General features: G+C 46.1%; 9 protein-coding genes and 1 pseudogene. 7 read left to right on the forward strand and 3 right to left on the reverse strand.

Annotated elements, in window-relative coordinates:
- Nucleotides 1-30 precede the first annotated feature (30 nt).
- Nucleotides 31-1,497, forward strand: coding sequence for a PLP-dependent transferase (locus BR63_RS15765; RefSeq protein WP_034421867.1), 1,467 nt, complete (start codon nt 31-33; stop codon nt 1,495-1,497).
- A gap of 159 nt (nt 1,498-1,656) precedes the next feature.
- Here BR63_RS15765 and BR63_RS15770 read toward each other — a convergent pair whose 3' ends face one another.
- Complete coding sequence (locus BR63_RS15770; RefSeq protein ID WP_034421866.1) at nt 1,657-2,661, reverse strand: sodium:calcium antiporter; 1,005 nt, start codon at nt 2,659-2,661, stop codon at nt 1,657-1,659.
- A 357-nt stretch (nt 2,662-3,018) separates the two neighbouring features.
- On the opposite strand from BR63_RS15770, the gene BR63_RS15775 reads away from it, so the two are divergent.
- Entirely contained in the window at nt 3,019-3,510 is a 492-nt protein-coding gene (locus BR63_RS15775; RefSeq protein ID WP_034421864.1) for a hypothetical protein, read from the forward strand.
- Nucleotides 3,511-3,633: 123 nt separating this feature from the next.
- Here BR63_RS15775 and BR63_RS15780 read toward each other — a convergent pair whose 3' ends face one another.
- Nucleotides 3,634-4,122: a rubrerythrin family protein gene (locus BR63_RS15780; protein WP_034421862.1), complete on the reverse strand. Its 489-nt coding sequence runs from the start codon at nt 4,120-4,122 to the stop codon at nt 3,634-3,636.
- A 135-nt stretch (nt 4,123-4,257) separates the two neighbouring features.
- On the opposite strand from BR63_RS15780, the pseudogene BR63_RS19810 reads away from it, so the two are divergent.
- Nucleotides 4,258-4,476 (forward strand): annotated as a pseudogene (locus BR63_RS19810) (redoxin domain-containing protein); the annotation flags it as partial.
- Nucleotides 4,477-4,536: 60 nt separating this feature from the next.
- Here BR63_RS19810 and BR63_RS15790 read toward each other — a convergent pair.
- Nucleotides 4,537-4,779: a CPF_0552 family protein gene (locus tag BR63_RS15790; protein ID WP_034421861.1), complete on the reverse strand. Its 243-nt coding sequence runs from the start codon at nt 4,777-4,779 to the stop codon at nt 4,537-4,539.
- Between the two features lie 169 nt (nt 4,780-4,948).
- Here BR63_RS15790 and BR63_RS15795 point away from each other — a divergent pair, with 169 nt between their 5' ends.
- The 4 genes from BR63_RS15795 to BR63_RS15810 all read left to right on the forward strand — a co-directional run bounded on the left by BR63_RS15795 (nt 4,949) and on the right by BR63_RS15810 (nt 12,192).
- Nucleotides 4,949-6,628 (forward strand): glycosyl hydrolase family 18 protein, encoded by a 1,680-nt coding sequence (locus BR63_RS15795; protein ID WP_051965681.1) that lies wholly within the window; start codon nt 4,949-4,951, stop codon nt 6,626-6,628.
- Between the two features lie 174 nt (nt 6,629-6,802).
- Nucleotides 6,803-8,227, forward strand: coding sequence for a Wadjet anti-phage system protein JetA family protein (locus BR63_RS15800; RefSeq protein WP_034421859.1), 1,425 nt, complete (start codon nt 6,803-6,805; stop codon nt 8,225-8,227).
- Nucleotides 8,214-8,870 (forward strand): DUF4194 domain-containing protein, encoded by a 657-nt coding sequence (locus tag BR63_RS15805; protein WP_034421857.1) that lies wholly within the window; start codon nt 8,214-8,216, stop codon nt 8,868-8,870. The genes BR63_RS15800 and BR63_RS15805 overlap by 14 nt, the downstream gene beginning before the upstream one ends.
- A complete protein-coding gene (locus tag BR63_RS15810; protein ID WP_034421855.1) occupies nt 8,839-12,192 on the forward strand; it encodes an ATP-binding protein in 3,354 nt (1,117 codons plus the stop codon). Before BR63_RS15805 ends, BR63_RS15810 begins: the two co-directional genes overlap by 32 nt.

Below are 12,192 nucleotides of genomic sequence, written 5' to 3' on the forward strand. Positions count from 1 at the left end.
AAAGATTACCAAGAAAAGGAGTTGTTTTTCATGGCAAAATTTAAGTTCAAGTATCAAATGTACAAACATCTGCAGGCCAACATTCCCAATATTTATGCGGAAGCCAAAAAGGCCGCAGAAGAAATCGGTATCCCTGCGGAACTCAAAGGGAAGTTCGGTTTGACTGGAGCCATTTCCGGCTGTCCTGCTCCTCTCAGGGATGATATTCTTCATGCCGGCGAGGTGGAAGCCAAGAAAGTTGTTCCCCTGGCCACCTATGTAGAGGAAATGAGAGGTCTTGTGAAAGAGGTCTATGGCGACGACTATGATGTAGCACCTGTAAACACCTGTGAAGCTGGCCTCTGGGTAACCTTCGATACCCTCTTTACACCTCCTGCTATGGGTCGTGGCGATAACTACAGAGCCCGTTACATAGCTCTCTACGAAAAGCACTTGCACCACCAGGGCGGCTATGGACGTCCCTTCCCGCCCCGTTATAAGGATATCTTTGCTGACAGAGGTTCCACAGCAGGTGAATTAGGTTTCTATGGTAAGCGTCAAAACAATCTGGATACTATTATAGCTCCTCTGGCTGGCGCAAAGTACGATGTGCACGGCATTAAGTATCATCCTGTACCCCTTCTCACAGAAGTTGATCCTGTGGCTTCCAAAGCTAAATTAGAAGAACTGGCTGAGCGCCATGCCACTATGCTCACCGGTTTCACCAGCCTAGGCTATGAAACACCTGGCTATGGTTACGGGGTAAAAGACGAAAACGGTACTCCCGTGCTGCAGAAAATGGTAGCAGAGGTTGCTCATAAGTACAATGTTCCTTATGTTATCGACAACGCCTGGGGCTTACCTTTCGTAGGAACTAACCCCGTGAAAAACGGTGCTGATGTGATCATCTACAGTATGGACAAAGCCACTGGTTCACCTCTCTGCGGTTTGATTATCGGTAAAGAAGAGTTTATGGTACCCATCCGCCGCGCTATGGGTATGCATGGTGATCGTTACGGTACGACTGCTTCCTACGGTAAAGCCGCTTACGTTACCAATGACCCCGGTAAGGAAGCTCTGGTTGGTGCCCTGGCTGCTCTCCGCGTACTCAAGGATAAGCCCGAAGTTCTTACCAAGCCTGTTGATGATCTTTACAAGGTTGTTGTGGAAGAATTTGCCCAGATCGATCCCCAACTCAAAGAAGGCATCATCATTAGCAAATCCTACAACTCCACCGCTGTGGAAGTTAACTATGAAGGAACCTGGAAGAATGAACGCTTGGGTATTCCCATCTTCTCCATCGAAGATATGTATGCCGGCAGCAACATCTTCCAGACCGGTATGGCTCAAATGGGTGTTATTCCTACTATTGCTTATGACGCCAACATCTACATTTCACCCGGCCTCGGTACTTGCGATGACAACGGCCAGCTCATTGAGGAAAGAGCCCGCTACGCCGTTAAGGCTCTGGTTAAACTCATCGAAATCACCTGCAAATACGCCGGTATTCTTGAATAGTAAAAAAGCCGCCCATGAGGCGGCTTTTTTAGTTACTAGTTACTAGTTATTAGTTTCTAGTCATACCTATTCTAGTTGCGTTATCTGATGGAGCCACCTATAGTGGCATCGATGTCTTGCTAGGTCGGAAATCGGACGTCGGTAAACGGAAAGTCGTAATTAGTGTGTTCCGCCCCCTGTGTAGATTACTGCAGCAATAAACACAAGGTACAGGGAACCTACGGTGACCAGAGTGGTTGGTTTGATCTTACCCTGGCTGCGCAGGAGATAATAGACGATGCCGGCAGCTGTCAGAGCCAGAACACCGCTGGTTAAAGCCAGGAAAGAAAGTTTCCAGGGAGTCAAGGCAATTCCCAGGGCGGGGACAATGGAGCTCTGAAAGACCATGGCTCCGGTGATGTTGCCCAAAGCCAGAGTATCTTTACCCTGCCGGATCCAGATAATACTGTTAAATTTCTCAGGGAGTTCGGTAGCAATGGGAGCGATAATGAGGGAGAGAACAAAAGCAGGAATACCCAGAACAACAGCCAGGTGAGTGATCCCATCAACAAAAAGATGAGCGCCGTATACAATACCTCCCAGGGCGAGGCCGATCTGGAGGAGAACTAAGGACAGGGACGGATTGGGGTTTTTCTTAGCGATGATCAAAGGGTGTAAATCAGCGTCAGCCTGGCATTCCCCGGCTTTCAGCGTTTCCATGGCATAGTAAACGTATGCGCCTACCAGTCCTAAAGCTACAATTATTCTGATGAAGCCGCCGGGCAGGAAAGCCGCTGCCAGGGCCACAGCGTAAACGATTAGGAAGAAGGATAAATCCCGTCTCATAATGCCTTCATTAATCATCATATGAGTTCTTTTCTTACCCTGACATTTAAAGCATATTGCAGCAAACCCAGCTAATCCCATGGCAATAGTTGATAGCATGAAAGGCGCTCCCAGGATAGCACCAATACCGATATGGGAGGCTTCTGCTCCGGTGCCGAAGAGGATAGCGATAACGGGAATCATTGTCTCTGGGAGAGCCGTACCTACCGCCGCCAAAAGGCTGCCCACGCATCCTTCGGAAAGGTTTAGTTTTTTTCCCAGCCATTCGATGCCATTGGTGAATACTTCGGCGCTGAAAAGAATAATTGCTAAACTTACTAATAGAAGAATGTAGACCATTTTGTAACCTCCTTTAGTTTTTAGTATGGAGATAAATTGAGGATTGTGTTAAAAAAGACCTCTATCTCTAAAGCATTGTCAGAGATAAAGGTCTTGCTTCTGCTTCTGCATAGGTAAAGCCGGGTCACGCGGACCGTAATGACGACTTTACCAGCGGGTTAAACCGCCAGCTACTCCCCTTTTAAAAGCAATCTAATTTTTTCACACACAATGTATGTTATATAAAATGCTTTAAAGAGTCAATAACAATTTTATCTCTGGGAATACTTAAATTATACCAACCGTGCAGGTGATAGTTTATCGCAACAGATTGTAGTGGTAAAAACAAGGTAGATACGGGAAAGGGGATAAATGGTAATGGCCGCTGAGAGTTTAATAAGACCAATCTTTTTTATCCTGCTTACCTTGAGCATGTTAATATTGGTGCCAAGGGAGAGAATTTACGCATTAACTTTTTTTGGTTTAACAGCAGGAGTTTTACTTGCCGTTGTTATCCAGATTATAGCAGTTCATATCTTAAAGCTATGGTATTTTAATTACTTAGTACCTCTTTGGGACTTTTTTAACCTGCCTACCTTCATTATCCTTTCTTGGGGAGTGGCTGAAATCCTTTTTGCCCATTTACTTCCCCGCAATAGTATTATAATGGCTTTTCTTTTTATTTTAGCTTTTTCTCTAGGCAGTACTCTGGTGGAATGGTTTTTTAATAAAAAGAATTTAATTATATTTTTACGCTGGCAGGCGCTCCTTACTTTTTTTCTGGCCCTTTTTATTCATATCCCTTTAGGGTATTATTTAATACAGAAAGATAAATTAATAAAAAACATACATATTCGAAGAAAAACATGAAATTATTGCTTGATATTATAAAGCTATTTTCAGGAACTGAATAATTTAATAGAGCACAAATAAAAGCCAAAGCCCCTAAATTAAGGAGATCTGGCTTTTATTAATTTGAAATTCAGTAATGGATTAATATTTAATGAACTTGCTGGCGGGAACGCCGCAGATGCTGCACTTTTCAGGTGCCTCATCTTCTTCAATATTGCCACAGACAGGGCATAAGTAATAATCATGCTCAATGCCTTTGTCTAATTCTTGGAGAGCCTTATCATAGAGTTTGGCATGGACTTTTTCTGCTTCATTGGCCAAATGGAAGGTTCTGATGGCAGCCTGGTGGCCTTCTTTTTTAGCTTCCTCTAAAAACTCCGGGTACATGACTTCAAATTCATAAGTTTCACCGGCCTTGGCTGCTTCCAGGTTTTCCTTGGTGCTTTTTATTTCTCCCAACACCTTCAGATGACTTAAAGCATGGAGGGTTTCAGCTTCTGCCGTAGCCCTAAATAATTTAGCGATACTCTTATGGCCTTCTTCTTCTGCTTTCTGGGCAAAGGCCAGGTACTTGCGGTTAGCTTGAGATTCTCCTGCAAAGGCTGCTTTCAGGTTTTTTTCACTTGACATAAAGATAACCTCCTTGGTATATTTTAGTTATTAGTAATAATTATTAATAACATATTAAACTATATTCAAATTACTGTCAAGGGATAAAAAGGATTTTTTTCATCATATATAGAATGAAGTAGTTTAAACTCCCATACTAATTTTGCCAATAAGTATGAATTCAACTTCCCTCTTTTGGTGGATGCCGACCGCGAGGCTGCCAAAGCCTATGATGTTCTGAACGCAAACGGGTCAAGCATTCAAAGGACAGTCTATATCGTGGACAAAGAAAGCAATATTCAATATGCCATGGAGGGTAACCCTGCCACCGAGGAGATTATCGGTGTCCTGGAGCGCTTACCCTATGTAAAATAACCTGCCCCCGGCAGGTTATTTTACTGTTCTCTACCAACTATCAACTACCAACTAACTTAACTACAGGTCCATATGATTAACCCTCACCCGGGGGAATTGCTTTAAATCGTCAATGAAGGATTGTATCTCTGTTTCGTCTCCTTCCACCACCAGGATGATAAGACCATTATCGGAGCAACCCTTGACATCATGAACCCCCAGACGTACTCTGATGAGGCAGCCGTTTCGGGTTAAAACCTCCTGGACATCAGGGGCGTCTTCTGTGCGTTTATCCAATACTAAAGAAATGACACTGCTTTTCACCGGATGACCTCCTTTGCTTTGCTTTGCTTACTTAAAGAAAGTATACCATAATTTGTCAAGCAATATACGCCTCTCTTCATGGTTTACAACGTTTCCATCATTTTGTTGTCCCCTATTCCCCAAAATACTGCTAAGATAAAAAGGAGTATAAGATAAGGGGAATTAATGAATGAGTACACCACTACGGAGAGTTCCTAAGACTCAAGATAAGGGGCCCCTTGTGGCCATACTGGTTTTGGCCTTATTAGTCCTCCTGTACTTCTCGCCGGGATTTTTCCGGGGAAATTTAAATCCAGGCAGCCAACCACAAATTTACTATCGGGGAAATCTATTTAAAGAGAATGCCTTATACAGGGAGGGACAAGTCTATTTACCCTTTACTTTCTTTAAAGAGCATATTGACCCTTCCCTTCAGTGGGATGAAAAGAGAAAATACGTAATCATCACAACTAACAAAAACGTCTACCATTTTCCCCTGGGTAAGCTGGAAGGGATGTTAAACCTGGAACCCTACTCCTTTACTTATCCGGTCATCAACGTTAACGGCGAGATCTACTTACCCGCCGACCCCATACAAAATTATTACGACCTGGAGATTAAAAACTGGGAAGACGAAAAGATTGTTAGCATCCATGATTTGAAAAAACCTGTCCAGCAGGGAGTTGTCTTAGAAACAGCCAAACTAAGGGCAAGACCTGACAAAAGGTCTGTGTGGACCGGGGAGATAACCCGGGATACCCAGGCCGCAATTCTTAAAGAGGATAATGGTTGGTACTGGCTGGAAACAGAAAAGGGACTCATGGGTTACCTGGAGAAAAGAAAGGTTAAACTTACGGAAATCGTGAACCGGGAAATAAAAAAAGAAATATATCAACCGTGGAATCCCTTGGGAAGGCCCATCTTTTTAGCCTGGGAATTTGTCAATACTACGACGGTAAATCCCGATAAAATCGGTAAATTACCGGGCTTACAGGTTATCTCTCCCACCTGGTTTCATTTACAGGAAGAGGGCCTGGTCAGAAATAACGGAGATAAGAAATTCGTAGACTGGGCTCACCAGAATGGCCGGCAGGTCTGGGGGCTTTTTGATAATAGTTTTAATCCGGAACTGACCCATAAAATGCTTAACGATACCGATCTGAGAATTAAAGTGATTAAACAGCTGCTAAGTTACGTAGACCTGTACCAACTGGACGGCATCAATCTTGATTTTGAGAACGTGTATCTCAAGGATAAGGAAGCCTTGGTCCAGTTTGTGCGGGAACTTACCCCACTTTTACATGAAAAAGAACGGACAGTTTCTATTGATGTGACATTTAAGTCCAAGAGCGAGAACTGGTCCCTGTTTTATGACCGTAAAGCCCTGGGTGAAATAGTGGATTATGTGATGGTAATGGCCTACGATGAACATGGCCGCTCCAGTCCTGTAGCGGGTTCGGTTGCTTCCCTCCCCTGGGTGGAAAGAGGCTTGCAGGAACTCTTGCAAGAAGTACCCAATGACAAAGTTTTACTGGGTGTACCCTTTTATACCCGGCTCTGGAAAGTGGAGAAAGATGAAACGGGAAAAATAAACCTGTCCTCCCAGGCCCTTTCCATGGAGCAGGCGGAAAAATGGATTAAGGAACACAAGGGCCAAATCGTCCTTGATGAAGCTTCCGGTCAAAATTACGTGGAAGTGAAAGAAGGAGAGGCCACCTATAAAATGTGGCTGGAAGACAGTCATTCCATAAAGAAGCGAATTGAGCTCATGAAAAAGTACCGTTTGGCAGGGATTGCCGCCTGGCGCCGGGGTTTTGAAAAAGAGGAATTATGGCCGGTGATGACGGAACTCTTAAATAAGCGATGGTAGTACTGGCGATTTCCCCTTCCCGCCGCCCGTACCCCGCTTACAGAACAAACAAAACGCCACCAGTATTAAATTACTGTGGTGTTTTCTGTTTTCTTAAAAGAAAAACGAAAGATTTTGCGAATAATCCATTAAAACTGTAGAATATAGTTAAGTAATATCCGAAAGGACGCAGTTATGAAATTTTTTGAAGTTTTTCCCCATAATTTCTTTTCCCTCTTTGCTTCACCCAACAGGGAAATCTATGTAGAGGCTTTATTGGTACTCCACCGTCACTACCGGCAGGAGACGCGGTTAAAGAAACAGGACCTGGTCTCCCGTTTAGTGGCCAATATGGAGAACAGGATGCTGGAACTACAAGAAGAAGAAGGGGATGTCTACAGCCTGGGGGAGGAGGTTAACCTTTCGGGCCGGGCCCATTTTTTGCTGCGCAAATTCCTGGAGACGGGCTGGTTGGAAGCTGAACCCGATGCCTCCTCCTTTGAAGAACTCTATGTGATACCCGGTTATGCCAGCAAACTCCTGAATCTTTTTTACGATATCCTTCATGGCAAAACCGTGGAATACAACGGCTTTGTCTATTCTACTTACTCCAGCCTGCGCACGGCCCAGCAGGAACGGGATGAGTATATGTATGACGCTTTAAAGCATGCCTGCCAGGCTACCCAGCTCTTGTGGGCCAGCCTTCGGGAGCTTTTGGATAACATCCGCCTGTATCATCAAAGGCTCCAGGAACAGGTGGAAATTAAAGAAATCCTGGCTGAACACTTTGATAAGTTCCGTCTGCTCATTTCCGATAAGATTTACCATCCCCTCAAGACCTTCGACAGCGTACCCCGTTTTAAGCAGCGCATCCTGGGTATCCTGCGGGAGTGGTTACGGGATCCCCAGCTGCTCCAGGAGCTGGCCAAGACGGCGGTGAGACGGGGAGAATACCCTGAGGTTGCTGAGGCCCGTTCTCAGGTGATCCGGATGATTGGGGAGGTTATGGATACATATGAAAGACTGGACGGGATCCTGGCCCAGATCGATAAGAAGAATGCTACCTACACTAGGGCTTCCGTGGAGAGGATGCAGTATTACTTAAATACTGATCAGGATGTGCGGGGCAAGCTGGTGGAGATTCTTCGGGCCGTCCCTGCTTTGAAAAAGGAAAATGTACGCTTTACGGCAGAATTAACCAGGGGGTTACCTCTCTTTTCCCGGGGATTTGTCGATGATGTCTCCCTCTATACAGAACCGCGCAGGCAAAGGGAGCACCAGCCCCTGGCTGATCCAGAGGTCTCGGAGGCATCGCCCCAGGAAATTGAAGCAGAATTCCGGGAATTCAGGAAACGCCTGCAGCAGGTCTATTCCCATCATAAGGTTTTGGAGTTTATCATGGCTCAGCTTGAAGACAGGCTGAAAATTACGGCCGGAGAGCTGGAATTGACCGGTGACGAGGATTTTGTGAAATTGCTGCTGGCCGTTATCAAACACGATGAGAAAGGGCTGCCTTACAGAATTGAGTTTAAAGAGGGCTATCTTTGGGTCAACGGTTACCGGCTGCCCGACCTAGTCATCGCCAGAGAGAAGGAGTATCTGCGCAATGTGGCAAAATGAATGGGAACAACTCAGTGAAAAGGACAGAGAGCAGTTTATGAAGGTACTGAACCGCTTGTTTCAGTGTACTTTCATTGTCAGAGAGGAAATAGACCAAAAGAGCAAAACAGTTGTCATTAATAAGGATTTCCGTTTTATTGAAAGGTATTATACCCTCTTTAAAAACTATCTCAAAGTATCGGGCTGGGAATTACAGCTGGACAACTACCTGGGGGTTATTGCCCTTTATAACCGCTATGGTTATAGCCGGCACCGTTTAAACAAGCATGTTACTTATTTTCTTTATATTTTACGCCTTATTTACGAAGAACAGCGGGAAAAACTCTCCATGCGCAAAGAGGCCCTGACTACTATCGGGGAAATCGTGGAAAAGATGTTTCATTTAGGCCTCATTGAGAAAAAGCCTGCCGATACTGTTTTAAGAGAGAGTTTGTCTGTGTTGCGAAACTTTAACATTATCGAGAGGATCGAAGGGAGCTGGACCAGTCCCGAAACCCGGCTGGTCATTTATCCCTCTATTCTTTTACTGGTGACCAATGAAAAGATCACGGCCCTTTACCAGTGGTTAAAGCAGGATGGATCCGGGGATGAGGCCGGGGAGGAGGAAGCCGATGAAGATCTTACAGAAGATGCTCTTGATTAACTGGCATTACCTGCGCCACGAAATCATTGATTTTAAACAAATTAACTTCTTGACAGGAAAAAACGGCGCCGGCAAATCCACCATCATTGATGCTCTCCAACTGGTTTTGCTGGGGGATACCTCAGGTTATTATTTCAATAAAGCAGCCAATGACAAGTCTTCCCGTACCCTACGGGGTTACCTGCGGGGAGAGATTGCCGAGGATGAAGAGACCAATACCATCTACCTGCGCCAGGGAGATTTCTCCAGTTATCTTGTGCTGGAATTTAAGGACACTGGGGAAGGAAAGACCTTCTGCCTGGGCGTGGTTTTTGATTCCTACCAGGATGGTGACTATAAACATCAATTTTTTCACCTGAAAAGCCCCCTGCCGGAACATCACTTTTACCAGGGGCAGCTCCCTATGAATATTAAAAGCCTGAAAGCTTATTTTTCCAACAGTTACCCCAAACAGTACCAATTCTTTGAAAGCAATAAGGATTACCAGGAGGTGATGCGGGGGATTCTCGGCCACCTGAACGAGAAATTTTACCGGCTTTTCCGCAAAGCCGTTCCCTTCTCACCCATCATGGATATCAAAGGTTTTATTACCGAATTTGTCTGTGATGTGCAAAATACCGTGGACATTACGGATATGCAGGAGAATATCCGCCAGTACAAGCAGTTGGAAGAAGAACTGGCCGAAGTGGAGAAACGCATTAACGCCCTGGAGGGTATAGCCGTCCAGTATCAAACTTACCGGGAAGAGGAAGAGCGCCTGCGGGTTCAGAAATACCTCCTGGACCGGGCTCTGGTGGAGAAAAAATTCCAGGAGATCCGCGACCTTGAGCAAGAAATTAGAGAACTGGGCGCTAAAACAGCTTCCCTTTCGGAAGAACTGGAGAGGCAGGAAAAAGCCTTAGCCAGTCTGGTGGCGGAGCGGGACGGGCTTTATGCCGAAAAAATTCAATCCGATGTTTACCGGAAGCAGCAGGAGCTTTCTAAAGAAAAAGAGCATTGTACCCGCTTGCTGGAAGAACTCAAAGGGGCGGAAGGGCAGCTTTCGGCCATCCTGGAAGGCCATTATCGCAGCTGGCGGGAGGTCATCCGCTGGAGTGAAACCCATTTGCGCGCAAGCGATGGTGCGGAGCGGCCAACACCTCCTGACCTCAAGAGTTCCCTGGAATTACTGAACAGAGCTTCCAGTCAGTCCTATCAGCTGCTGAATCTCGCTAAGCTTAACGAGCTCAAAACTGCCCTGGTTCAATATGCAGATGGGCTCAATGAGGCCTACTGGGGCTTAGAAACAGAGCTAAAAGGATATCGGGAAGAGATGGAGAGACTTAGCCGGGAAATTGACGGCCTGAAAGAAGGCATCAAGCCCTACCCCGCTTCCCTGCTGGAACTCCGTGATACCATTGGGGAAGAGTTGGCGACCAGGCACAACAGGATCATCAAACCAAGGATTTTCGCGGATTTGCTGGAAATCCGGGACCCCAAATGGCAGAAGGCTGTAGAGGGCTACCTGCATACTCAGAAATTTTACCTGCTCATTGAACCCCTGTATTTTCAGGAAGCCCTGGAGATTTACGACAGTCTCAAATTTACCAGGCATTTTTACGACCTGGGCCTTGTTGATATAGAGAAGGTGATGGGAGAAAAGGCTAAAGCTTTACCGGGAAGCCTGGCCGAGGAAGTGGAGACAGCCGATCCCCTGGCCCGGGCGTATGCCGATTTTCTCTTAGGTCGGGTAATGAAATGCGAAAAACTGGAGGATTTACGGAAGCACCGCACCGCCATTACGCCCAGTTGTATGCTCTATCATAATTTTGTGGCCCGTCAGCTGCATCCCCAGCGTTTCGAAACCCCTTATATCGGCAAGCAGGCTATTGCCGAACTGATCCGGCAAAAAGAACAAAAATTGCTGGAAGTGAAGGAACTGGCGAAGGGCCTGGAACCCAGGGTAAGAGAACTCAATAAGGTCAGAAATACTCCCCTGTTAACGGAAAATGACATTACCACCCTGTTAAATCTTAAGGCAAAGGCGGCCTCACGCCCCGAGGTTGAAGAAAAACTAGAAGAAGTTATCCGAAAACTGGGGGCTCTGGACCTCTCTTATCTGGTGAAACTTGAGGAAAAGTTCAAAGCCTGCGAAACCCAGATTCAGAAACTCCGGGAAAGCCAGAAGCTGTGCTTTAGAGAGATGAGTACCACCCAAGCTGAGCTAAAAATGAAGGAAGCAAAACTCCCGGAATTAGCCAGTGAACTAGAAGAGCAAAACGCCTACCTGGAACAACATTATGAAAGCCAGTGGCTGGAAGAGGTGGGGGAACCCCGTTTTCACCAGGAACTGAAAAACCGGAAAAACCCTGCCAGCATCCTGGCGGCCTTCGCCCCTGTGGTGAAAGGAACGGAAACTAAGCGTAACGGTCACTGGGACAGGCTTGTGGAACTAAGGACTAATTATAACAGGGACTTCAAGGGTTCTTTCAGCGTAACCTTAAGGGAAAACTTCCCTTATGAGGAAGAACTGACGCGTCTTAAGGAGACTTTCTTACTGGATTATAAGGAAAAAATCCGAGAGGCCAAGGAAAGGGCTCAGACCCAGTTCCAGGAGGATTTTGTCAGCAAACTCCGGGCCAATATTGAAAATGCCCGGGAGCAGATAGGGGACCTGAACAAAGCCATTAAGGACACCTTTTTCGGCCGGGACAAATACAAGTTTACGGTTATGCCCCGGGCAGAATACCGCCATTTTTACGATATGATTATGGACGACATGCTGGTAGAAGGTTTTACCCTCTTTTCCAATGCTTTTCAGGAAAAGTACAAGGACACGGTGGAAGAACTGTTCCGGCAGATTGTAGATACGGGTGAAGGGGTGCTGACGGCCGACCAGCGGCAGGAACTGGCCAAAAACCTGGAGAAGTTCACGGATTACCGGACATACCTGGATTTTGACCTGGTCAACATTGACGATGAAGGCAGGGAATCCCGTCTCTCCCGGGTCATTACCAAAAAGTCGGGGGGAGAAACCCAGACCCCCTTTTATATTGCTGTGCTGGCTTCCTTTATGCAGTTGTACCGTGTCAAGGATGAGGAGTCCAATACCCTGCGCCTCATTGTCTTTGATGAAGCCTACAGCAAGATGGATCACCAGCGCATCCAGGAAAGCATCAGGCTTATCCGGGACATGGGATTGCAGGTGATTCTTTCCGCTCCTACGGAAAAAATCGGTGATATTGCTCCCCTGGTGGACCGCAATCTCTGCGTAACCAGGGTGAAACGCCAGACCATTGTCAAGGCCTTTGACCCCAGAGAAATCATGGAAATGGGGGCTTAA

This window comes from Thermanaerosceptrum fracticalcis, assembly GCF_000746025.2.
Lineage (GTDB): Bacteria > Bacillota > Peptococcia > DRI-13 > DRI-13 > Thermanaerosceptrum > Thermanaerosceptrum fracticalcis.

Excerpts from the sequence above, each read along its gene's own strand:
- BR63_RS15765 (WP_034421867.1), top strand. The coding sequence starts at position 31 with ATGGCAAAATTTAAGTTCAAGTATCAAATGTACAAACATCTGCAGGCC.
- BR63_RS15770 (WP_034421866.1), bottom strand. The coding sequence starts at position 2,661 with ATGGTCTACATTCTTCTATTAGTAAGTTTAGCAATTATTCTTTTCAGC.
- BR63_RS15775 (WP_034421864.1), top strand. The coding sequence starts at position 3,019 with ATGGCCGCTGAGAGTTTAATAAGACCAATCTTTTTTATCCTGCTTACC.
- BR63_RS15780 (WP_034421862.1), bottom strand. The coding sequence starts at position 4,122 with ATGTCAAGTGAAAAAAACCTGAAAGCAGCCTTTGCAGGAGAATCTCAA.
- BR63_RS15795 (WP_051965681.1), top strand. The coding sequence starts at position 4,949 with ATGAGTACACCACTACGGAGAGTTCCTAAGACTCAAGATAAGGGGCCC.
- BR63_RS15800 (WP_034421859.1), top strand. The coding sequence starts at position 6,803 with ATGAAATTTTTTGAAGTTTTTCCCCATAATTTCTTTTCCCTCTTTGCT.
- BR63_RS15805 (WP_034421857.1), top strand. The coding sequence starts at position 8,214 with ATGTGGCAAAATGAATGGGAACAACTCAGTGAAAAGGACAGAGAGCAG.
- BR63_RS15810 (WP_034421855.1), top strand. The coding sequence starts at position 8,839 with ATGAAGATCTTACAGAAGATGCTCTTGATTAACTGGCATTACCTGCGC.